The organism is Mucilaginibacter sp. P2_A4 (assembly GCF_056405015.1).
The window spans coordinates 1-24,862 of sequence record NZ_JBFUCX010000015.1; the positions used below are offsets into that span (position 1 = coordinate 1).

19 protein-coding genes are annotated in these 24,862 nt (G+C 40.3%); 10 read left to right on the plus strand and 9 right to left on the minus strand.

Going from position 1 to position 24,862, the window contains the following annotated elements; all coding sequences use genetic code 11:
- The 7 genes from AC1DYB_RS23680 to AC1DYB_RS23710 all read right to left on the minus strand — a co-directional run.
- The coding region (locus AC1DYB_RS23680; protein WP_477438515.1) for an MFS transporter at positions 1-264 on the minus strand (264 nt) is incomplete at its 3' end.
- A 150-nt stretch (positions 265-414) separates the two neighbouring features.
- Positions 415-1,140 carry a glucosamine-6-phosphate deaminase gene (locus AC1DYB_RS23685; RefSeq protein ID WP_477438517.1) on the minus strand — a complete coding sequence of 242 codons (726 nt, stop codon included), beginning with the start codon at positions 1,138-1,140 and terminating at the stop codon, positions 415-417.
- A 121-nt stretch (positions 1,141-1,261) separates the two neighbouring features.
- On the minus strand, positions 1,262-4,099 hold the full coding sequence (locus AC1DYB_RS23690) for a sugar-binding domain-containing protein (RefSeq protein ID WP_477438519.1): 2,838 nt from the start codon (positions 4,097-4,099) through the stop codon (positions 1,262-1,264).
- 310 nt (positions 4,100-4,409) lie between these two features.
- Positions 4,410-4,643 carry a hypothetical protein gene (locus AC1DYB_RS23695; protein ID WP_295719159.1) on the minus strand — a complete coding sequence of 78 codons (234 nt, stop codon included), beginning with the start codon at positions 4,641-4,643 and terminating at the stop codon, positions 4,410-4,412.
- Between the two features lie 518 nt (positions 4,644-5,161).
- Positions 5,162-6,142, minus strand: coding sequence for an aldo/keto reductase (locus tag AC1DYB_RS23700; RefSeq protein ID WP_477438521.1), 981 nt, complete (start codon positions 6,140-6,142; stop codon positions 5,162-5,164).
- 210 nt (positions 6,143-6,352) lie between these two features.
- Entirely contained in the window at positions 6,353-8,293 is a 1,941-nt protein-coding gene (locus AC1DYB_RS23705) for a tetratricopeptide repeat-containing sensor histidine kinase (RefSeq protein ID WP_477438523.1), read from the minus strand.
- A 176-nt stretch (positions 8,294-8,469) separates the two neighbouring features.
- Positions 8,470-10,449 (minus strand): FUSC family protein, encoded by a 1,980-nt coding sequence (locus AC1DYB_RS23710; protein WP_477438525.1) that lies wholly within the window; start codon positions 10,447-10,449, stop codon positions 8,470-8,472.
- A gap of 947 nt (positions 10,450-11,396) precedes the next feature.
- Here AC1DYB_RS23710 and AC1DYB_RS23715 point away from each other — a divergent pair.
- Complete coding sequence (locus AC1DYB_RS23715) at positions 11,397-11,675, plus strand: hypothetical protein (protein ID WP_477397139.1); 279 nt, start codon at positions 11,397-11,399, stop codon at positions 11,673-11,675.
- 18 nt (positions 11,676-11,693) lie between these two features.
- On the opposite strand, the gene AC1DYB_RS23720 is transcribed toward AC1DYB_RS23715, so the two are convergent.
- Together AC1DYB_RS23720 and AC1DYB_RS23725 are read right to left on the minus strand one after the other, a co-directional pair.
- Positions 11,694-12,116, minus strand: coding sequence for a hypothetical protein (locus AC1DYB_RS23720; RefSeq protein ID WP_295719169.1), 423 nt, complete (start codon positions 12,114-12,116; stop codon positions 11,694-11,696).
- Positions 12,117-12,224: 108 nt separating this feature from the next.
- Entirely contained in the window at positions 12,225-12,761 is a 537-nt protein-coding gene (locus tag AC1DYB_RS23725; protein ID WP_477438527.1) for a UpxY family transcription antiterminator, read from the minus strand.
- Between the two features lie 962 nt (positions 12,762-13,723).
- On the opposite strand from AC1DYB_RS23725, the gene AC1DYB_RS23730 reads away from it, so the two are divergent.
- From AC1DYB_RS23730 to AC1DYB_RS23770, 9 genes are all read left to right on the plus strand, one after another.
- The gene (locus AC1DYB_RS23730) at positions 13,724-14,428 is read left to right on the plus strand and encodes a polysaccharide biosynthesis/export family protein (RefSeq protein WP_295719173.1); all 705 of its coding nucleotides are present in this window, start codon (positions 13,724-13,726) and stop codon (positions 14,426-14,428) included.
- A 3-nt stretch (positions 14,429-14,431) separates the two neighbouring features.
- Positions 14,432-16,762 carry a GumC family protein gene (locus AC1DYB_RS23735; protein ID WP_477438529.1) on the plus strand — a complete coding sequence of 777 codons (2,331 nt, stop codon included), beginning with the start codon at positions 14,432-14,434 and terminating at the stop codon, positions 16,760-16,762.
- Between the two features lie 97 nt (positions 16,763-16,859).
- The gene (locus AC1DYB_RS23740; protein WP_477438531.1) at positions 16,860-18,176 is read left to right on the plus strand and encodes an MATE family efflux transporter; all 1,317 of its coding nucleotides are present in this window, start codon (positions 16,860-16,862) and stop codon (positions 18,174-18,176) included.
- The gene (locus tag AC1DYB_RS23745) at positions 18,163-19,152 is read left to right on the plus strand and encodes a glycosyltransferase family 2 protein (RefSeq protein WP_477438533.1); all 990 of its coding nucleotides are present in this window, start codon (positions 18,163-18,165) and stop codon (positions 19,150-19,152) included. The genes AC1DYB_RS23740 and AC1DYB_RS23745 overlap by 14 nt, the downstream gene beginning before the upstream one ends.
- Positions 19,153-19,188: 36 nt before the next feature.
- Positions 19,189-20,322: a glycosyltransferase family protein gene (locus tag AC1DYB_RS23750; protein ID WP_477438535.1), complete on the plus strand. Its 1,134-nt coding sequence runs from the start codon at positions 19,189-19,191 to the stop codon at positions 20,320-20,322.
- 98 nt (positions 20,323-20,420) lie between these two features.
- Positions 20,421-21,533: a glycosyltransferase gene (locus AC1DYB_RS23755; RefSeq protein ID WP_477438537.1), complete on the plus strand. Its 1,113-nt coding sequence runs from the start codon at positions 20,421-20,423 to the stop codon at positions 21,531-21,533.
- Positions 21,530-22,465, plus strand: coding sequence for an NAD-dependent epimerase/dehydratase family protein (locus AC1DYB_RS23760; protein ID WP_477438539.1), 936 nt, complete (start codon positions 21,530-21,532; stop codon positions 22,463-22,465). Before AC1DYB_RS23755 ends, AC1DYB_RS23760 begins: the two co-directional genes overlap by 4 nt.
- Positions 22,466-22,543: 78 nt before the next feature.
- A complete protein-coding gene (locus AC1DYB_RS23765) occupies positions 22,544-23,713 on the plus strand; it encodes an acyltransferase family protein (protein ID WP_477438541.1) in 1,170 nt (389 codons plus the stop codon).
- A 28-nt stretch (positions 23,714-23,741) separates the two neighbouring features.
- The gene (locus tag AC1DYB_RS23770) at positions 23,742-24,851 is read left to right on the plus strand and encodes a hypothetical protein (RefSeq protein WP_477438543.1); all 1,110 of its coding nucleotides are present in this window, start codon (positions 23,742-23,744) and stop codon (positions 24,849-24,851) included.
- Positions 24,852-24,862 lie beyond the last annotated feature (11 nt).

Sequence of the window (24,862 nt, forward strand, 5' to 3'; positions counted from 1 at the left end):
AAAGGATACGATAAACCCGGCGGATACGATAAACCCGGCAATCATTATCTTCTTTTCCTTGTACTTCTCCAGCAACATCCCGGTGGGGATAGAAACCAAACCGTAGGCTATAAAAAAGGCAAATGGTAAGAAAGCTGCCAGCGTTAGGCTCAGGTGAAAACCCTTTATGAAATCGGGATTTAGGGCACCAATAACGTTGGTGAGAAAAGAGATAACAAAAAAGCTGAGCATGATTAATGCTACGATGTAGTAGTTACGTTTCATGAAGCTACTTTTAGTGATGAGAAAAATGAGTCTGAATATTTATGCATTATTAATTACCAAATGAAAATTTCAATACGATTGCTCAGAAATGTTAAAATTATTTATTTCGAAGATAAGCTGTCAAATACTACAACATATTTACAAATGCTATCATGTCAATCTTTGCGCTGCGTCTTTATCCAATAAAACATAAGCTGATGGCAGCGTTTGAAAAATGGACGCCGGTAATTGATTAGTGACCTCACCCTCCAATGCCTGTGCAATAATCTCCGCCTTTTTAACTCCGGCAGCTATGAGCAAAGGTATTTTTGCTTCCTGCAAATATTTAAGGCCAAGCGTTATACCCAGGTGCAAGTGGGTTTGCTTTTTAAAGTATTTTTGCCCCACACTCGCGGTAACCGGCGCCAGCGGCGAATAATGAGCATATAAATCAAAATCTGTACCGGGCTCATTGAGGCCTATGTGGCCATTCATGCCAATGCCTACCATCATAATATCCAGGGGACCTCTTTCTTTTATAAAATCATCCATTGATTTACATGCAGCATCCAGATTTGCTGATTTGGCATCAAAAAGCATCATCTTTTCCGGTTCAATTTGCAGGGGCGTAAAGAAGTTTTCGTAAAGAAAATTGGTGCAGCTTCCATCATCATCCTTGCCCATACCTACCCATTCATCCAGCCCTACAAAATAACATCCGCTAAAATCTACCTTGCCGTTTTGGGCATCGGCTATTAAATACTTAAAAACTCCGGCCGGTGAATCTCCGGAAGGAATACATATCAGGGAGTTGAATTTAAGTTGAATTTGGGCAACAATAATATCAGCAGCAGCTCTGCACATTTTATTGTAATCTGAATAAGTTAATACTTTCATATAACGGAATTAAATTAATTGATGATCTCAAAATTATCCTGCAATTGCATATCATCGGATGCGTTTCCAATTATTAATACCCTATTTACTCCTCGCATAACGCCATTTAAATCAAGGAAGATTATTTAAAAAGCCCCGCAAGTTTTTCTGTTTTCACAGATACTGATGGATTGAACCCTGGCGTATTCATATAATCTTCCAGGCTATATAGCAACTGTTTAGCTTCGGGACGTTTTTCCTGATCTGTAAGCAAATCAATACCTGAAACCACCAGGCTACCGTTTCCTGCTTTGCATTCAAAAATCAACCCCAGGGGCCTTGCGGTAAACCAGTCATCTATGATCCTTACAATGGGTTTAATCTCATTTGAAAGACTATCCAACCGGATGGCGGAGCTATGACTTATGCCATCCTGCCATTCCCAGTTGCTGTAATAATCCGTAGGAAACTTTGCCAATGCCGGGTGTGCGGGATTACACAAAATCCCCAGTGTATGTGGAGGCTGGTTGTTAGTCCATGAGGTGTTCCAGAAAATACTGGAAAATCCCACCACAACATTGCCACCCATATCTGCCTTTATTGCCCCTYTTTTCACGGTAAGCAGAACYTTACCGCCTTTATTTAACATGGCCAAAGCCTTTTCATCAAGTTGTTGAGTTACATAAATAYTTTTATTAGGTTCGGGACGATGCGAAGGATAAACAAAAATATCCCAGGAGTTAATGTGCCCCCCTGCTKYTACCTGTAGCACYAGCTTTTGAGCYTGATTGATGCCAGATAAGGATTGGCTGATTTGACCCAACTTGAAACCATTTCCTATAGGCACATYRGTTGTTTTCAGCTTTCCACTGTATAACACTTTACCGGCATYGTCTTKCAGTTGCCATGTTGGTGTAATTTGTTTTAACGGAGTACTGCCATAATGCGCGATCTCMACTTCYGCTTCAAGCTTTTCATTATTTTCATAGATCATCTTAGCTGTCCTGATTAACGGCACCGTTGCATTACAAAATCTGCTGTATTCCTTTGCTGTAACATAACCCTTATCATCCCAGAAAGGATCTAAAACACCTACCAGYGCTGTACCCTGGCCAGGAAAATCATGCAGATCAAGCAATTGGAACCCGCCAAACCCCTTAGTTCTTAAAGCAGCCTCTATATCTGCTTTATAACATAGAACCTGTAGTTTACCTGATGCAAACAGAAAGCTATCGGCAAGACTTTCCAGGTGATGTTCTTTTAAGCGATCATAAAATATTTCAAAATTTTTAGGCTTAAGCACACCATCATATTTTTTTATTTCTTTGAAGTTAGGGTAAACACACCACTGACCAATTTCATGGCTCACAGTGGGTTGCGGCCATTTGCTGATGATGGATGACCAATCATAATCGTTATTTGGCGATTTAGAATTGATATTACTTTCAACGCCCGCACCCCAGGCTTGTATACGCGGATCGGGAGAGCTGTTGTAATCGCTTTCGGGAATTACCGGCCAGCCGGAAGCTGTGGTATATAACCGCCTGGAATCCTTTTGTTTCCAGTATTTAACAAAGCCAGTAAGGTATTCTTTTAGATTTTTACCGGCGGGTTCATTACCATAAAGCATCATGCAAAACGAGGGATGGTTACCAAAAGCATTTACAATGTGGTTGCTTTCCTCATAGAGGAACCGATCAATGGGTTTTCCATCTCCAACCGTTGCCCATGCGGAACATTCGATGGATAAATAGAACCCGGCTTCGTCGGCCGCCTGAAAAGCTGCTTCAGGCGGGCACCAGGAGTGAAACCGAATGTGATTCAGCCCATATGACCTGCATATTCTAAATATTCTCGCCCAGGCGCCTTTATCAGTAGGCGGGAAACCTGTTTTAGGAAAAATAGCGCATTCCAGTGTTCCCCGCAGGAAAACCGGGCGGTCATTTATTGTAAACTGACTTCCTTTGGTAATGAATTTACGCATGCCGAAATTAATTTCCTGGCTATCCGTTCCGCTTTCCCCCTTTAAGGTCACCTTCATCCGATAAAGGTTAGGTTTAAATTCGTCCCATAATAGCGGATGGGCTCCCATCGGGTACGTAAAAAACACAATAGTGGAATCTTTTCCGGAGGCAATCATTTTTTGAAGAACCGGCAGATATTGATGGGCGTTACCCTTATTATCCCGCACACTGAAAATCAGTTTCGACGCGCCGAAAGTTCCAGACAAGCTCTTGATGCTCACTTTCGCCACTACTACCTTTTTATCCACATCAGGAAACAATTGAACCGATGAAAGATAAACCGCCGGTTTGGCGTTAAGCGCCATATCACCAACAATACCATTCCAATTGGTTTGCGTATTATCCGTTACACTGTGTGCATCTGCCCCGGGGTTAATATCTTTAATCCGGTTATCAATCCTTAATGCAATAATATGTTTTCCGGGTTTAAGCAGATGATCCAGCASGTAAATATGYGGCGCCCCTAATGCATTTTGCATACCGGCTTCTTTACCGTCTATCCACAGGGTTGTTTCCCAGTGGCATCTTTCCAAAAATAATTCTATATGYTGTCCTGCCCATGCCGGTGGAATATYAACCTCTTTTTGATACCAGGCGGGCCCCACATAATATTTATTGGGTTGCAGCCAAAAGGATATCTTCACATTGCCCGGTTGCCGGTATTTGGCATAGCTGGAATCTTTAAACCATTGCATACTCCACATACCACCGGTCCATGGCGTATTCAGGGTTACATCGTTACCCTTGCCGTTGGTAGCCATAGAACCCGGCAAATGAATAGTTTCAGGTAATTTGTTTACAAACCATTTTTCTTTAACTCCCTTGTCCAGAGAATCTATTGCAAATGACCAGGTCCCTGAAAGATCAATTCTCTTATTTTGAATAATTTGTCCGACGCCGGTAAAACTACAGCAAACAAATATGCCTGAAAGAATAACATAAATGACTTTTTTCATATTTAACAATAGGGAATGACGAGAAAATAATTGGCCAGCAAATGTGTTAGTTACAACTGCTATTAAAAAATGAAAATACAACGAAAAAACCGGACTATCTGACCTAATTAATACTTCGTCTGAAAAAACATCTTTTTATTACCCCAGCCGAATCAATTTGTTCTTTACCTATGAGTTACTGGTCAGTTTCAGCGGAATAGCCGCAAAGAAGTGACAGAAAAGAAGACACAATAACTAAATTGAAAATCTATCGGGAAAGCCTCTATCGAGTTTGACAGGGACTTTATTATTTCTTGGCGAATTTGGGTTATTATTTAAGCCTGTAACGCGATGCAAGCGAACGACCAATGGCTTTTAAAAGGGCCTGATTATCGCCAATGGATGATTCTTCGGGAATCCACTCATTGAGTTGATTACGAATCAGGGTAAACTCTTCGCTAAAAAGGCTGATTTTTATTTGTGTGGTTTCCCTATTGATCCCTTTACTTAATACTTTGTAAGTATAATCAATATCTCCAAATGTGATGCGCAAAGGTAAACTCATGTATTGCAAAGATAAAAAGATGGTACAATATCATTCCGGTTAAAATATCCCTGAACCGAAATACTTTTAAAAAGAAAGTCCCCCGATACTCGCTTTCTGGGGCTTCCGGCGTGCAAGGCACTTAACATGGCCCCTGTTGAAATAAAACATAAACTGCGGTTTTCATAACATTTCAACAACTGAACTTACTAATTACAATAGTCAAATACAAGAAATTCAATTGTTTTTTTAATTTATTTCAAAGATTCTGTTTGCCTCCCTAGCCTCCGTCAAGGGTTACGAATGATGTCAGTTAGGTCTGTTCCAGAATACATGTGTCTGTTTCTCCACTTTCAATCGTTCGGCATAGCCAGGCGTATTTTTAATGATATAAGATATATGAATATTAAAGTCAAATAACGTTAAGCCAGCATTCAACCATGCCTGGGTTTGCAAAATAGGTTCTTACTCCAAAAGCCGATTGTCATTCTTCATTGTCTCTTTGTTAATCGATGCAATGGCAACGAGGCTTATGATACTTAATTGTTAGTCATTTTTGCATGGTGCTCGCTGTATCTTGCTCCAGTATCCGGGTATTTTTTCAGCAGTTCTTCAATAGTTTGCAAATCGTCCGTAGTCAGTTCTATGTCCACCGCAGCGGCGTTTTCCTTCAGATATTTGGTTTTCTTTGTGCCGGGGATAGGTATAATGTGTTCACCCTGGTTCAAAACCCAGGCAAGCGCTATTTGGGCTGAAGTAACATTTTTAGATCCTGCTATTGCAGCAAACCCTTCAGCCAGTTTCTTGTTGTTTTCAGCATATTTCTCCTGGTAGCGGGGCAATGTTCTTCGGAAATCGTTACCTGCAAGTGTACTGATATCGAGTGTATTAGTTACAAGTCCGCGGGCTAATGGACTAAAGGGAATAAAAGATATGCCAAGTTCCCTGGTCAAAGGAAGTATTTCCGCTTCTACTTCTCTTGTTAACAAAGAATATTCACTTTGCAGCGCGGCAATCGGATGTACGGCATGAGCTTTTTTAATTGATGCGGCAGAGGCCTCCGACAAACCAAGATATTTAACCTTTCCCTCTTTAACCAACTCGGCCATAGCTCCTACTGTTTCTTCAATAGGTATAAGCGGATCTACGCGGTGCGCGTAATACAGGTCAATATAATCTACACGCAGCCGCCTCAGGCTTTGTTCAACCGCTGTTTTAATATAAGCAGGAGATGCATCAAATGAGTTGATTTTATTGTCATCCCATCTGAACCCAAATTTTGTTGCAATAAAAATTTTATCCCTGTTTGGAACCAAAACTTCAGATACCAGTTTCTCATTTTCGCCTTTGGCATAAATATCAGCTGTGTCCCAAAAGTTAATGCCCAAATCAATGGCCAGGTTCAAGGTAGCCAATGATTCTTTATCATCCGGCTCGCCATAAGCATGATTCATCCCCATGGTGCCCAATCCTATAGCCGATAGCTTTTCGTTGGTTTTACCCAGTTTTCTATATTTCATGACTGCTATTATTAAAACATTAAATATTCTTTTTTTTGATGAAGCAAATTTCAGCAGAACTATTAAGAATCATTGTAGAGAAACGAAGAACTTTTTATGAATTTCAAATATGATTAACGATCGCATCAACTTAATCATATCAAAAAGATAAAAAATCAAAATATTGATGTTTGAAACGTTTGGGTCCAGCTTGTCTAAGAGTTCAGGCACTTACGCCGGTGGCATCGCCACATAAAAGGTGCTACCTTTTCCCTGTTCACTCTCCAGCCAGATACGCCCATGGTTGGCCTTGATAAAATCCTTGGTCAGTAACAGGCCCAGGCCGCTGCCCTGTTCTTTTTGGGTACCGAAGCTCACCTTCAGGTTACTCGTCAGGAAAACAGCCTGCTGATCCGGACTGATACCCACCCCATTATCTTTAACCGACAGGACCACTTCCTCCGGCGAAGGCAGTCGCGCACCAATGGTAATCGTGCCGCCCTCATAACTGAACTTAATGGCGTTGGACAACAGATTGCGGATGATAAATTCAAAGTGGTCGGCATCCGCGTGTAGTTTCAGTGCATCGGGCAGGTTGGCCATGAGCTGGATATTTTTCTGCGCCGCCTGCTGACTTAGCAAGTGTATACATCGCTCTACAACGGGCTGCACGCTAAAATCCGTCGGATTCACCTTGATACCCTGCAGCTGTGCTTTACCCCATTCAAACAGCGCCTGCAATAATTGCAGCGATGCCGTGGTCTGTTTACGCAGCTCGCTGATCATGCCTTTCATTTCCTCCTGCGTAAAATCTTCGGTCTCCATCATTTCAAAAAGCTGCGCGGCGCTGCCGGCCGGCCCTTTCAGGTCATGACCAATCACCGAAAACAGCGTATCCTTCACCCGGTTGGAATTTCGCAATTCTTCATTCAAGTGCTGCAGTTGTGTATTTAGCCGTTTAACTTTCCGGAGATAAAGCCAGCACAGGATCAGGATCAGCAATACCGACGCGGCCAATACCACGGCCAGCCACAATTCGGCTTTTTCCACCCGGTTCACCTTTTCAAGGCCTTCCGTTTTCTCGCGCGAACGCTCCAGCACATAGCTGCTGTCCAGGGCGGCGATCTCCTTAACCGTATCCGCCCCGAGCAGACTATCCACCAGGTGGTGTTCTTCCGTAAGCGCGGTCATGGCTTCACCATAATTTTTTTGCTGGCGGTAAACTGCGACCAGGGCCTGGTAGATACGAGCCTCCAGTTTCGGCTCGTGCAGGCTTTGAGCGATATTCAATGCTTGCTGCAGATCTTTAATACTTGCGCCGGCATCCTGTTTTTGGAGCACACCCGCAATCCCGATCAGCGCTTCGGCCTGCTCATCCGGCTGACGATATTTCTTCGCTTCGTTTAGCGCTTGTTTATATGATGCGAGTGCCTTTACTTCCTCATGGTCCTGCGTAAAGAGCCGCCCTTCATCATTAAGCAAACGGACTTCGCCGTCCCGCGTCCCCTGCCGGCTGCTCCTGCGGACGCCTTCCTGCAGATAGTGCAGCGCGGTAGCGCTATCGCCTTTCTGTTGGTATAGCTTGCCGATATTTTCCAGTAATACAAAGTAAGCTTCCGGCTCCTGCCGGCGATGCTCATACTGGGTTAGGGCACGAAGGTACCAGCTCAGGGCCTTTTCGTGCTCGCCTTTGTCTACCGCATTGTTGCCCAGGTCCACATAGGTTTCGATCAACCCGCTGCTGTCCCGGCTATCCTGGTAATATTTTAAGGCTGCACCGAAGTTTTGCGTATCGCCATCCAGTGCCCCCAATTGATCATAGGTATGGGCAACACCGGCCACATCATGCAGCCGGCGGTACAGGCCCAGCGCCTCGTTATAAAAGCTCCGGGCAAGGTCGGTATGATGGTGCAGCGTATTGATATACCCCAGAGTCAGCAACAGAGAGGCCTGGCCCTGGCGGTCATTCTGTTTTTCGGCCAGGCGCATACCCGCATGCGCATAATACACAGCAGAATCTGGCTGTGTGGCCGCATAGGACTGGCTGATGTGGTTATACAATCGAACCTTTTCACTTTCGCTTGCTGTTTGAAGCTGACCGGGCCTCGCCGCGGGTTGCTGCGCAAATGCAGTGTAGTTCAAGGAGCAAATCAGCATCAAAAAATAGCGCATACATAAAGTTTTTAAAAACTTTTTTACGTAAACGCTGCTGATAAGTTTTTGATTTAGCTGCCACCTGCCCCAGTAGTTTATCCACTTCCCCGTGAAATTCCTTTATAAATTGAGTGTAGTATTCCCCTGTACCCGGCCGGTAAAACAACAGGCCGGGAGATAGTCGGAATGCTGGCTCAGCCAGCCCGGAGCAGTTCGGATACCAGCGCGTCCAGAAGATCAGCGCCTTTTAATAATAAACGATTGTCCTGGGGCACTGATAAAAAAAGATTTTCCCGTCGCCCATAATCTTCCAGGCGGGCCAATGCCCTTTCTGCTTTTTCAAGGCCCGATGGTCGCGGGGCTAAAAACAGCGAGATAATCACGGCGTTGATGCGGTAATGCAGTACCTGAATGTGTTCCAATCGGGGTAAGTCGGCTTTGCCAGGCTCGACCCGCGCGTGCCGCAAACCTTCCGAAAAGCGTGCCAGCCTCAAATGAGCTTCCTTTCGCGCCAGCCAGACCTCCTGTTGCGTAGCCTGCTCCAGAACGGCTTTCAAGAACAGCTGGTTTCCCGCCGCCGCCGCACGCGCCAGATCCTCCAGCTCGGCGTTTATCCAGACGGGAAAAACGAAGATCCCGGCAAAAGCCAGAACGCAGCCCGCCAGTGAATACCAGAGCCGGGCAGTCGCGATTACAGCCGGCTGCCCATGATAAAGACTCAGGCAGATTACCACGCAAACCGTAATACCGGTCACGCTCCGGGCATAGGCAGACCGGTTCCAGGCAAAAAAGCACAATAATCCCAGCCCTGCGATAACCAGTAAGAGCATAACTGGCTTGATTAGCAGGAGCGCCAGGCCCGCCAGTAAAACACCTACCAAAGTACCCGACAAACGCTCCAGGTTTCGTTGCCAGGTTAGCGCCAGCCGGGGCCGGGCCACGATCACGATCGTTAGCAGCAGCCAGTAACTATAAGGATCCGGGGCGAAAAATAAAGTAGCAAGGTACCCTGCCGCAAACAATAAGGTGAGCCGCAGCGAAAAACGCAGTACCGGTGAACGGAAATTTAAATGCGCCCTGAACTTCGAGGCGTACGTCCCCTCCTCTGGCAAGAAAGCGCCCGGTTCAGGCAGATCTTCCATTACCGTCCCCTCGTTCAAAACGATTTCGGCCAGTAAGCGGCGGATCGCGGCAGTATTGATCAGTATCCCGTTGATAACAGCCGCGTCCTCTTGCTGCAGCCCCGCTGCCATGAGGGATAGCCGGTCGCTCAGTTGCAAATAAGCGGAATCGTTCAGCGTTGGGTTCAGCGGCCGGGATACCGGCACAACACGGCTGAGCCCGCGCGTTTCTTCTGACAGCAAAGCGATCAATTCCGCGGTCAGCGGTAGCGCCCCACTCGTTTCCAACCGCTCGCGCACAACTACATAGTCATAATGCATGGCTGTTACCTGTTCATACAAGCCTATCACCCGTATCGCAGTGTTCAGCAACCGCTGCGCGCCCGGACGGTCGCTGAGCAATAACTGCCTCACGAGCTCCTGCTTTTCCGAAACCCGCAAATGCAGGGCAATTGTTTGCCGGTAAGCCTCCTCCAGGGGCACAGCCGGGTCATAACAAACAGCCTTAGCCTTTAGGAAATCCGCGGTCGCCGATAAGGCCTCGCGCAGTGCCTGGTGTAATGAGCGGAACGGCCAGATCAATACCTGTACCAGGCTCACGAGATGGAACCAGGCCCCGCCCATCACGATAAAAGCGCTGAACCACAACGGCTCCTGCGATCGCAGTCCCAACGTAAAAACCATCAGCACAATACCCATAGTGCCCGCCACACCGGTACGGCCACCCAGGGCCGCCATCATCGACAGCAGGAAAGTCAGCGTGATCAATACCAGCCCAGCCAGCAACGCCGAGTGTAGGCTTGCCGAAAAGATCAATGACACCGCGAAAAAGATCAGCAAACTTTGCAGAGCTGTCAGCGCTTTGCCGCGCCGGTTGCCCGGTAAATCCGTCAGGCTGATCAGCAATGCGCCAACACCCATACCGATACCCGCCTGCCGGTGGCTATGGTAAAACACCACAATCGGCAACAGCACAATCAGCGTATTGCGCAGCGCATCGGCCACGTTTTCGGCCAGGCGGAAATGAAAAGGAAGAGCCTTGATTTGAAACACCCTGCAAACTTAAAGAATAGCTATGCCTAAAAACAAGTACACCAAGCCTAAAATGAATCAGTTACTAATCTATACCGCTTTAGTATTGATATATGTTTTATATCGCTCTGTGTATAAAACATAAATTTTCTGCAGTTTATCCCTGTCTTCGCTATGCCGCGTCGAAACTTTATGCAGGCAAATAATACGGAGTTATCAACCCTTTATCATTTGAGCAAAATGATGACTTATTCCCAATTTCGCGGATCCGTACGTGCAAAAAAACTACATTTAGATTTATACTTACTTTGTCCATCTTATTTTAAATCTCTATTAGCCATTGATAAACAATATGGCATAATTTTAGTAATATTGTACATAAGCCTGAATAAAACCACCTATATAAAAAATTATTAACTGAAGATATTCTTTCAAGATTGCCTTGGTATGTGTTTCCATTTTGATTTAGTGCATATTATTATATAATATTAATTTTAATAATAAATCAAGTAAAAACAAGCAAAATTTGAATTAAACGAGGCTTTTATCTCCGAAAATATTAATTAAACTATTACACTGAGCATCAATAAATTTAACAAGATTATTACATTTTTACATGGTGCTTAATAGCAACATAAAAATTAATGGTAAATCAAAAATAAATACTGTTGATTTTACGCAACATATTGTGCAAATACTTACACAATAGGGAATTGTATTCTTTTTTCAACTCTGGTATTTATCTATAACAGATGAGTTAAAAGGGTGTTTTTTTTTCTAAATCATATTCATCTGAGCAGAATACATAAGTTTAGCAAAATGAAATCTAAAACAAAAAAAATGAAACTTTATCAATTTCTATATCGTAAAATACCCCAAAGTTGCTCAATTGGATTTTCAATTCAAAACAGCGTAATAGCAGGTAAAAAATATTTTTTGAGCAATTTGTAAGTTTGGCATCCAAAAAAATGATAGTTGAAAGAAAAAGAAGTTTGGAAGAAAATCAAACCGTTAATGTCAACGGCGTTGATTTTGGTATTAGTTTAAAAGAACTGAAAGAATTCCTGGAGCATTGTTCTTCCTTTATGGACATTACTAAGGATGGATTTGAAACAATGATTAATTCTATTTCAGACTCTGTTGTAGACAATGAAAATCCTGAAATAACAATTGAAGAGTTAAGACCTCAACTAAAATTCATGCGAGAGCTCAATCTATTTCTTAAAACAATATACGCTGTAAATTAATATTTACCTATACTATTTTTATTTAGATTTTAAATTTGTATCCGGTAAAACCATACGAAGAATATTTTCCTTTTCAGTTTTATGCTCTTCTGCATTCCTAATTAAAAGTTCATTATAGTTTTCTAAAAGCTCCAGATATTTATCCTTCCAGTAGGCAGAGCCTTGCGGCTCGTTAATTACCTCACTGCCTGCATTCACAAATTTTACTTCGGCAGACATCTTTTTAAAATCATCACTTTTGAATAAATGAGGGAATTCTACCGAAAAATCATGCTTTAAACACATGCCTATCTTGTATATAATCTCTGCTTTCAAAAACTGCTGATTAAACCAGTAATAAACAGACCGCCGGTTAACCTTTGTAAACCTTGCCACCTCACTAATACTATACCCCTCCCGCCTTATTACTTTCTCAATTATTTGCCCATGATGTAGTTCCATCGCTAAGTAGTGGTTTTAAATGCCAATATTGTTTATTAATAAATTACACACTGATAAAAAATACAAATTACTTAATATCAATAATTTAAAATTACCTACAAAATACAATCATTCAACTTCTTTTAAAGCTATCTGGTCAAGCCCAACTTTAATTACTAAGGCACACTCCAACGGCTCAATGGTCATCAATACCAGTTTACCCATTATTCTATTCACTATACCTTCTACGTTTAAGAGCACGCCGTTCTTTATTTTAACCCTGTCGCCAATACTTAAGTTGTTCAGGTTCACTAACTCAACATCCGAATACTTCGAGAGAATTAACTCAATTCTTTCTATCTCTGAGTCACTTATAATCACGGGTTTACCGCAATGGTTTACAAAGTTTATAACACCTGAAACGCCTCTTACTTTGGTAAATTCAAGAGGGTTTATTTTAACAAATAAATAAGAAGAAAAAAGGGGGGTTTCAACCGTTTTCATGCGATCTGCCCATTTATTCTGAGATTTCACCACCGGGCAAAAAGAGGTAACATTTTGCTCTTTTAGGTTTTTATCTATCTTCTTCTCAAACCGGGATCGGGTATACACCACCATCCATTGTTTTTTTGAGGATTCTTTTAATTTTATTGGTTCTTTTTCCACGGCTAGGTTATTTATAATATCAATATAAATTATCGTACCAATTAAATTTTATTGCTCAACTTATTTATAACTTATAGGAATAAAATTTAAAAACAAACTAAATCCGTAATATTATATTAAAAACACAAAAATAACCAAAATTCAGCTTATTTATAATTAAAATACTATTATATTGATTAATTTACCCATAACAATATATAAACATATTTAAAATCATTCATTTTTAACTTAGCCGATAGCAATATTGCACGCTATTCATTAAATATTATTCGTAGAGTTGTAGATTTAAGCATATCGGCATTCATGATACATAAACCCGAAATTGATGTATACGATCAATTAATATATGAATAGTGCTCCCCCCTTTTTTGAAGTCTGTTAAATCATTTGATATCCCCCCTCTAGTTACTGTTGATACCAATGCTTTGTTTTTTTTAGCAGGCATAAAAATAACTGTATGCACATTAAAGGGAAAAGCCCATCATCCGTCGATTTACAATTAAAACCCCCATTTAAGCTTAAAACAAAGCATTTTAAAATCAAAAGAGCGATTTTACCCTTATAAAATTCAGGTTACTAAACCTGAATTTCGCACATCATCACAACCGTATATGAATCTGTGATACAAATTTTCACACTTTGTATCAGTTTGAACATTCAATTATCAAAAGCGCAATAATTGACATACTTTTATAAAAATTACTAACAAAATACTTAGTTCTATTACCATTAAACAACACTAAGTATACTTTAATTACAAAAAAAGCAATCACTGTAAGTGAAATGGCGAAGCTTTATAACAGCCTTAAAACCTTCAATTAAATCTCCAATTTTCAGTTTAACCCTTCCCCAATTCTAATACGGATAATTAGTTCCAATTATCTGGGGATATTTATATACATGATAACCCATATTTTGATATGAAAATATATTTCAAAGTCCAATCGCCAATAATTTTAATTATGGTATTTATTATCCTATCGTCCTGTAACTCCTATAAAAACATCCCCTACTTCCAGGATTTAAAAAGGTCAAGTAATTTAAATGACAACATCGATAACTTTTCACCACTTACTATACAGACCGAAGATATTTTAGGCATCAGCGTTAGCAGCTTAAATCCAGAAGCCTGGAAAGACGAAAGCAATAAGGAAACCGGTTACCTTGTTGATTTGGATGGCAATATCCAGTTACCGCTTGTTGGTAGCATCAAGGTAGCCGGCTTTACAACAAATGTGATAAGACAGCAAATACAAAAAAAACTTACTACCTATTTAAAGGAGCCATCAGTAAACGTACGGTTATTAAATTTCAAAATATCGGTAATAGGCGATGTTGCAAGGCCGGATGTTTTCAAAATTCAAAATGAGCGCGTAACAATAACCGAAGCGCTTGGCTTAGCCGGAGATCTTAATATTACGGGGTTACGCAACAACGTACTCCTAATACGTGAACTTAACGGAAAGCGCGAATATGTAAACATTGATCTTACCTCGGCCAGCCTGTTTAAATCACCATACTATTATCTAAAAAACAATGATGTGATTTACGTTCAGCCAGACAAGACCAAATCTAACTCGGGTGACAGAAGTTACCGCACTGTGAGTTTAATACTTTCTGCCCTATCGGTGTTAACAATTGTGCTTACAAGCGTAATAAAAAATTAAGGTATGAAAAACGAGAACCTGTTCCTCACCACGGCCTTTGAAAACAATGAAGAAACCACATCAAAAGATGTACGTGGACTATTTGCCAAGTATTTAAATAGCTGGCCATTTTTTGTTGTTAGTTTAGCAATTGCTTTGGGCATTGCTTATTACTGCATTAAAAACACAAAGCCAGTATATGATATCAGGGCAAAACTTGCTGTAAAGGATGAAAAAAAGGCCGATAACGCAAAAGAAGCCCTTGCCGAAATTGATATAGCGGGACAATCAAAAGATATTGAAAGTGAACTTGAGATGATCAAATCAAGGCCACTTATCCGCCAGGTTGTTAATGATCTTCAGTTATGGGTAAACTATAAGGAAACAGCGGCTTACAGCAGTAAAGATATTTATGCCACTACACCTATCACCTTTAACCTGATCAAACCTTCAGGCCGCTTAAAAGATCAATCATTTGCTGTTTATATTAAAGATGCCAATACATTTTATTTAAAAACAGAAAACAGCGAATCACCAGCATACTCATTTAATACGCCGTTAAACAACAGCCTTGGCAAATGGACACTTACTAAAACAAGTAATTTCAATAATTATATAGGTAAAACAATTAATGTAAACATTCAAAATCCAGAAGATATTGTAACGCTATATCAGAGTACTGTTTTAGTCACCTTAAATAAAGATGCACCGATTATTGAAATGGAATTAGAAGATGAAGTTCCTGAAAGAGGAAAAGAATTTTTAACCCAGCTTATCAAAGCGTATAAAATCTCAAGCATCGAAGATAAAAACAAGGTTACACAAAGCACACTTAGGTTTATTGATGACCGGTTATCATCATTAACCGGCGAATTGAATAACGTTGAAAAGGATGTTGAGGGTTTTAAAAGCAGCATTGGTTTAACAGATATATCTTCAAAATCTAAATTTTACCTGGATAATGTTCAAACAAACGATACGCGTTTAAATGATGTTAATGTTCAGCTTAATGTTATTGAAGGGATTGAACGTTATGTAAATTCAAATAGTAATGCCGAAAATGTGCCAGCGACACTTGGTATTTCAGACCCTGGATTGATAAGCCTTGTTGATCAATTATCAAAATTACAGTTACAACGTGATAGGTTATTAGCCACCACACCCGAGCAAAACCCAATATTTGAGCCATTAAACAGACAAATAAGGGCTACAAAAATTGCGGTTAAGGAAACTATAAACGGAATAAAAGCCTCTCTCGTTTCGGTACAGCGGGAATTAAAAAATAATAATTCGGGATTCGAAGCCTCTATCAAAAATATTCCGGGGCAGGAAAGACAGTACATAAGCATTAAACGTCAGCAAAGCATAAAAGAAAATCTGTACGTTTATTTATTACAGAAAAAAGAGGAAGTTTCATTAAGCTATGCATCAACGCTTACCGGCATTCACACCATTGAGGATCCCTACTACGTATCGCCAAAATCAAAAAAACAAGTTCCTTATGTACTTGCTTTTCTGTTGGGCTTGGGTATCCCGGCTTCCTGCATATACGGGCGCGATCTCATAAAAAACAAAGTAGTTACCCGTGCCGAAATTGAGAAAATAACCAATGCTTCCGTTATTTGTGAGTTAAACCAGGAAAGAGGCAAAAATACAATTTTGGTACTTGAAAAAAATGCTTTTGCCATCGGCGAACAATTCAGGTCATTACGTACCAACCTTCAAATGTTGCACCCAGGTACCCAAATTGGGCGGGTTACCATGTTTACATCAAGCGTGGCCGGCGAAGGCAAAAGTTTTGTAACCAGTAATATGGGTGCAGCCCTTGCAGCCACAAGCCGTAAGGTAATAATTCTGGAACTTGATATGCGCCGGCCTAAAATATCCAGCATTTTTAATCTCCATGCTGATTATCCTGGCTTAAGCAATTATTTAAACAATGAAGTGTCACTGGATGAAATTACACAGCCCTCTGGCATCTACCCAAACCTAACTATTATTGGTGCCGGCACTATACCTGAAAATCCTTCAGAATTGCTTGACAGCTTTGTTCTTGATCAATTGATAAACAAGCTTCGTACCGACTATGATGATATTTTAATTGATACCCCTCCCCTGCATTTAGTTACTGATGCTATGCTGCTATCAAGGGTATGCGATGTTACACTTTACCTTGTAAAACAAGGGTATACTGATAAATCTGAGTTAAAGTTCATCAAACAAATAGTTAAAGAAAACAAGCTTCCAAACTTAAATATAGTGTTCAACGGTATCCAAAGAGCAAAATACGGCTATGGTTACAAGTACGACAATAGCTATTATTCAAACAGAAAGTTAAAAAAGCAAAGAGCTTAGTAGTCATAGTTTTTAAGTAAGCAGGGCCTTAACAAGTTCTGCTTTATCAAATCTCAATCCCAACTTAAAATATCCAAATTCACTTTGGATAAATATCATGAAAGCTATTACTCAAAATATACCGGCTACATCCAAATACACTAAGGCGCTTGAATGGGGAAAGTTGATCACCATAACAGGTTCGGCCCAGCTAATTGTGCAATTGATTGGATTTTTAAGCGCCATTATAGTTATCAGGTTATTGCCTACAAAAGAATATGCGCTATATACATTAGCTAACACCATGCTGGGCACCATGATACTTTTGGCAGATGGGGGTATTTCAACCGGTGTTATGTCTCAGGGTGGCAAAATCTGGAAAGATCGCGAAAAACTTGGTTTGGTTATAGCTACCGGTTTAGATCTCAGAAAAAAGTTTGCCGTTGGTAGCCTTATCGTAGCCATACCAATCTTGCTGTATCTGCTACTGCATCATGGTGCAAGTTGGTTAATGGCTATATTAATCACACTATCTCTTATACCTGCATTTTTCACATCGTTGTCTGGTACTTTGCTGGAGGTGGCGCCAAAACTAAAACAGGATATTGCACCGCTTCAAAAAATACAAGTTGGCACAAACGCGTTAAGATTAGTACTTATTGGCCTCACTATATTTACCTTTCCCTGGGCATATTTAGCTGTACTTGCCTCGGGTTTACCACAAATTTGGGCAAACCTACAATTAAGAAAAACATCATTTAATTACGCCAATTTTAAACAACAGCCAGATCCTGCTATCAGGAAAGATATACTGGAATTTGTTAAACGAATTTTACCGGGTGCTATATATTACTGTGCTTCCGGGCAAATCACTATCTGGCTCATCTCAATTTTCGGATCAACCACTTCAGTTGCGCAGGTAGGTGCTTTGGGCAGGTTAGTTATGGTATTGGGCATTTTTAATGTGCTTTTTTCTACACTCATATCGCCCCGTTTTGCACGCTTACCCAATAACAGGAAAGTATTGCTAAGTAATTACCTTAAAATACAGGTAGTATTGTTTGCACTCATGGCCATATTAATTGTGATGGTTTGGCAATTCTCGGCTCAAATATTATGGGTATTAGGGCCAGCATATATCAATCTTAAAAAAGAAGTTGTATTAAACATAGGCGGCAGTTGCCTTGGTTTAATCGCCGGGTCATCCTTTTCCCTTTATACTCATCGTGGCTGGGCTATAAAACCTATCATCCTTATTCCACTTAGCATAGCTGCCATAGCTGTATCCGCATCGTTAATTGACATTTCAACGCTGCACGGAATTTTGTTACTAAATATTTATGTAGCCTCGTTTGAGGTGATTATGCACATGGCTTATAGCATCATAATGATTAAAAATGTTAAAATAACAAATGAAGAAAATGTCGCTACTTAGCCAATTGCCACAAATTACATCCAAAAAAGGATGGCCATGGGATGAAGAGGTAGTTTTAAATACTTACGATTCAAAACAGCATTGGCCCAAAATATCCATAGTTACCCCAAGCTATAATCAGGGTAATTATATTGAAGAAACCATCCGCTCCATCCTGTTACAAAACTATCCCAACCTGGAATATATCATCATTGATGGCGGCAGTACTGATGATACGGTACAGATCATTAAAAAATATGAAAGCTGGATAACTTTTTGGGTAAGCGAAAAAGATAAAGGCCAGGCCAACGCCATTAATAAGGGAATTGAAAAATGTACTGGTGATATTTTTAACTGGATAAACAGTGATGATTACCTATCGCCAAAAGCATTGGTAAACATAGCCGGCGCTTTTGTAAAAGGACGTACAGTGGCGGGTAGCGTTTTTAATTTTTACGATGACAATCCTGCCTTTAAGGATATTATAAAAAATAAAGATCTGTCAATAGACAAGTTTTTATCATTAAAAGACACATTTCACCAACCGGGGATATGGTGCGATCTGGATAATATAAAAGCTACGGGTAAATTCTCCGAAAGTTCATCCTACTATTTCGACAGGATATTTTTCTCAAGTTACTTCTTGCTGTTTAATGAAGTAATGTACATCGATGATATACTGGTTCACTTCAGATATCATGAAAATTCAAAAACACTGGTAATCAGGGATAGTAAGGCAGATGAACTTATAGATCACTATATGTTACTGCTTAAAAACCCAATGTTTAAAACTAACCGAAAACAACTGTTAAGAGGCCTAAACTATCAATTGCTTCCAGAAAAACATATCAGTAACTGGGAATATGAAAATGCACATAAAAAGTTAAAAAGCAGGCTATCAAGTTACTTCGCATTAATGATAAAAAAACCCGGGCTTTTAATATCCCGTCATTTTTTCACCAAGTTTAAAAGGATTGTGCTTTACAATTTAACTTAATGTGGTTAGCGTTTCTGGAAACAAGCAACAAACTAAATGAAAATCACTTTTATATGTAGCTCTTTGGAAATCGGCAGTGATGGTGTTGGCGATTATGTACGCCGGCTGGCCTGTGAACTTATCAAGACCGGGCACCAGGTAAATGCTATTGCATTGAAGGATAGTTATACCAGTGTTATTGAAACCGATGTACAAGTATTTGACAATATAGAACTCCAGGTATTTCGCCTGCCCATATCTTTAAATACTGTTGATCGCTACAACTATTTAAGCAAGCAAGTAAATCTTTTTAAGCCCGATGTTATAAGCTTACAATATGTTGGTTTTGGATTTCATAAATACGGGCTTCCGTTAGATATTTTACTTAACCTTCGCAAAGCAATTGGCAGTACCCGGTTACAAATAATGCTTCATGAACTTTGGTGTGGTATGGCAGTAAATGCGGGTTTTAAAGAAAAAGTGCTTGGCAACTTACAAAAATTGTTTTTGAAAACACTCATTACTGTTTTAAATCCCGACACAATTTTTACAAGTATAAAACCTTATTTACTTTTCTTAAAAACAATACGAATCAACGCAACGGTGGTTCCAATATTTGGAAACATCCCCACAAATGAGTTTGGCAATGATAGTGATTGGAAAAACCTAACTAAGTCTGCTAATCTTTCCAATTTAATATCAACCCCTCAAAAATGGCTTGTATTAGGTTTTTTTGGCACAACTTATAACTGCCCCGGTTTAGATAAGTTGCTGAACACTGCAAGTATAGCAGCGCAATCTGCAGGTTTAAATCTCGGCATTTTGGCAATCGGTCATAGTCGGGGCCAAAATGTAGGCGATATGGCTCAAAAGATTCGCAACGTAACTTATTGGCAAACAGGTGCCCTATCGCCTGGCATGATTAACCATTGTATGCAGCTTGTTGATATAGGCGTAGTAACAAGCCCGGTTGATGGAATAGATAAAAGCGGATCGGCAATAGCCTGGATGGAAAGAGGAATTCCGGTTATAATTTCAGAAAAGGATAAAACCTACATTGAACACGAAATGCCAAAACTTGGTATTTACCAGGCATCTTCGCCCGGTGCTGTTGTAACTGCATATAAAGCTAAAAAAGCTTTAAAGCCTAAATCTAACCTCAAAGCTGCAGTCATCGCGTACGCAAAATAAGGCTCCAAATACAATCAAAAATAACTTCCCGATTAACGTGCTACCTGGCTTAGCCATGTGCAAAATTTGTCAACCTAATTGCTCAAACAGTATTCGATATGACTCCCTACAGAAAAAAAATATTACTAATTGGCCATACAGATGGCCTGGGAGGTGCCCAAACCGCCTATCGCGAGTTATTTGATTTTATTAAACAAGAAGGATATGATGTTAAGATTATTAATTTAACAGATAGAACCATTAAAGAGCAGCCTTTTGGACAGGATATTTTGATAGGATGTATTGAGCACAAGGTTTCTGGAGCATTTCAAAAAATCAAAAAATACCTGTCATTAATTTCTGCAGGTTTATCTGCTAAGTTCTTCCATCCCGATATTTTTGTAAGCATTGGATTATCAAACTCAGCCAATTTTATATCCGTTTTTTTACCCGACAATTGTTTCAAAATAGCACAGGATTTTATAGCAAACAGATCAAAGGAAGAAATAATCTGGAACGAGAGCCGCAAAAAATTCAATGGCATTGCCGTTCAGGCGCCTTCAATGCTTAATTACTGGAAAGCCACTCTTGATAATCCTACTGATGTAAACTGGCTCCCATGCTTTCCGCAACCACCTGTTGAGGGTGTTTTAAAAACAATGGATAGCAAACCCAAAACGCAAATTAAACTGGCTTATTTTGGCAGACTGGCTGGTAATAAAGGATTGCCATTATTGTTTAATGCACTTGCCACGTTACCAAACTCAAGCAATTTAGCCCTCGATTTATGGGGAAAAGGCGAAAAAGAAGCTGATTTAAAACAGCTTGCAAAAGAACTTAATATTGAAAAGAAGATAAAGTTTTTAGGTGGCTACCCCGGTGAACGGGAAGGTGCCGAATTGATGGCATCATATGATGCATTGGTTTTAACATCAACAGAAATGGAAGGCCTGCCACTTATTTTGTTAGAATCAATGGCTTACGGTTTACCATTTATGGCCACCAATATTGGCGCCATTGCCGATTGTTGCATAGGCAATTCGGAAGCTATTTTGGTTCAGCCAACCCAGGATAACATAACCATAGGTTTGGCTTTACTGGTAAGTAACATACAAAACAATCTATTTGACCCCAAGAGATTGAGGCAATATTACGAGCGAAACTTTTCGCCCGGCGTAATGGCCTCCCGTTGGAAAGAATGCCTTGATAATCCCCAAATATTTTTTTCATGAATCAAACCAAAACCATATTGATAACCGGAGCCTCGGGCTTTTTGGGCACCTGGCTTGCTGATGAAGCAATTAAGGAGGGATATAAACTTATCGGTATCGATTTAAGAGCCCCCCTTCGCCCGCATCTGTGGGCCGGTTTTGCAACTTCATCACTTGAAAGTGCCGATCTTGAACAATTACTTAAAGGGCATCATGTAACAGCAGTTTGCCACCTGGCAGGCGGTGCCTCTGTAGCCTCATCAGTAAGTGACCCCTATGGGGATTTTTCAAGTCTTTTGCCTGGTACTGCACGCTTAGCCTTGTATTTAATTAAGGCTCAACCCCAGGCTCATGTGTTTTTCTTTTCAAGCGCAGCCGTGTATGGCAATCCTAAAACATTACCAATAACAGAAGGCACGCCGGTACAACCTATATCTCCTTATGGAATACATAAGGCAACTGCCGAATCATTGTTGGCCAATTATTCAAGAGCCCTGGGCTTGAAAGCCACAATATTTCGCATCTTTTCTATTTACGGTCCGGGTTTGCGTAAACAGCTTATATATGATGTAAGTCAGCGCGCCATACAAGCCGGGGCTTTAGGCCAAAAAAGCATTCAACTTTTTGGTACAGGCCAGGAAAGCAGAGACTTTTTGTATGTTGATGATCTTTGCCAGGCGGTATTAGCTGTGTTAAATCAACCTGCTGATGAACTTTTCACAATATATAACCTGGCATCTGGTGTTGAAAGTACAGTAGCAGAAGTTGCTCATTGCATTATAAAACATTTAAATATTAAGCTTGAAATAAACTTTAATGGCGAAGTACCAAAGGGCGACCCGGCCAACTGGCGGGCAGACACCCATAAAATTTCTCAATTAGGATTTACAGCCAAATACTCCTTAAACAATGGCTTAAAGCAAGTAGTTAATTGGGCAAAAATCAATGCCTGATCTTCGCGGTTATTATTACATGTTGTGTTTAATAGAAAATAAACGTTTTACCCCTCACGTTACCCATAGCAACATATCATGAAACACAACCCCCAGCTTGATGCGTTACGCGCTTTGGCTGCCTTAGCAATAATTGCCTTTCATTACCTGCTTTTTCCTGCAGGGTGGATAGGCGTTCAATTCTTCTTTGTGTTATCGGGATTTTTAATTTCCGGTATAATTTTAAAAGGTAAAAAACAATATGCGCAAACAGGAATGATCGCTTTTTTTAAAGATTTTTATAAACGCCGCGTATTGCGTTTATTTCCTCTTTATTACGGTTACATTTTAATACTCGGCATATCCTATTTGTTTTTAAAAAAGCCCGAGGCGCTGGATATTGAATGGCCATGGCTGCTTACTTATACACTCAATTTTAGATGGTTATTTAACGGCTACACATTTCATATGGTTTATGGCCATTTATGGAGTTTATCGCTTGAATGGCAATTTTACCTGGTATGGCCGCTTTTTTTATGGTTGTTACCTAAAAAAAGCGCTACAATGGTATTTTGCTGGTTAATTCCGTTAGCAATGGTTATCAGGATATTAGCCTACGTTATTTGCAACCATATTCAATACCTCGTGGGTTTTAATGGAAATGCCAAAGCAGAAGCTCTGGCACCCTATGTATTGCCTTTTTCACATCTTGACGCCTTTGTTTTAGGTGCCCTATTGTGTAATGAAAAAGTCAGAAAAGTATTAAGTAAGCCACTCTGGGTATATTTAAGCATGGCGCTCACTGTAACAGCAGGCCTACTGCTTGTTATTACCATACCCGCGTATTCATTGGCATCATTGGGCTGGCCAAGTAATTTACCATCTGCCTATCAATGGATATGGGGTTATTCGTTACTCAACTTTACCAGTGCTACCATTATTGCGGCAATTATTGAGCGAAAAAATGCCCGTTTATTTTTATTTACACGTTTACGTCTCTTACAATACCTGGGTAAAATTTCTTACGGCATATATGTTTACCATCCCCTGTTAGTATTTGCAATGTTTGCCATCCGGGACAAAGTAAGCCCATTCCCCGGTAAAAGTTTATTGGAATTGCTATTGATAATGATATTGACATCTATAGTTGCCCATTTTTCATATCACTTATGGGAGAAACACTTTATCAAAAAGAAGAAAATAAAAACAGCAATAACTAAACCATTGCCTGAACCCGAAGTAGAATCTGAAATACTTTATTCCAATTAAGCTCAAAGAAATTAATTTATCATTTTAAATGAATAATAGCATAAACAAGCAGTTAATTATAATTGCTCCCACTTGCCCACCGGGAGTTTGCGGAGTAAGCGACCATGCCTATAAAACAGCTTTGGCTTTAAACAAATATTATACTTCGGTGAAAATAGGAGTTGAATATTTCCCGGAAGAAATTGTTGACGAGCCTTTATCATTAACAACTGCTTACTGGCGGTTATTGGTTGAACAATGTATAAAAGACAAAGCCCCTGTTGATTTGCTGCTTAATTATACACCAACAAGTTATTCAAAACTGGGCTTACCATTTAACTTGCTAACTGCGTTAAGAAAATTCAAAAACGCGTCTGAAAAGAATCACGTATTCGTATTTTTTCATGAAACATGGGATGGCAGCAAAAATCTTAAACCCCATCACCGTTTACGTAATGTTTTTATAAAATATACCATACGATTAATATGCAAATTATCTGATGGCATCACGGTAGTTACTAATGAACAAAAGCAAAAGATTGAATCCATAACAGTTAGCCAAAAAGTTAGGCTAAGTATGGTAGGCGCAAATATTTTACCTTTTGATAAAGAGTATGGCTTAAAAAGCGCGAGAAAACCTGGCGAGTGGATAATTTTTGGTTTAGCACATACCCGTTTATGGACATTACAACAACACCTGCCTTTAATTAAAGAACTTTATGAAAAAGGCGTGATCAAAAAGATATATGCTATAGGCCCTAAAAACAATCATTTTGCTACCCAGGAACTGAATCTTTCTGTTTCCACTTTCGGGGATGGTTTTTTAATACAAATGGGCGCGCTCAAACACGATGAGGTTTCAACCATGATGCTAAACGCGGAGGCAGCCCTTGTAGGTCAAAATGCAGATAGCTTACGTAAATCAGGCACATTTGCAGCTCTATCAGCACATGCTGTACCCGTAATTTGCGAAGCGCCATTATTGTTAGATGAACCACCGGGCTATGCCATATTTCGCCCTCATGAACTGATAAACAATCTTAACATCATCTCAACCACCGAGGGCGAAAAACGCCGGCTGCTATTACACCAGTGGTTTTGGCTAACCAGAAGTTGGGAAGCTATCGCTCTTGACATGCACACCTGGATAAAGAGTTGATCATTATTTAC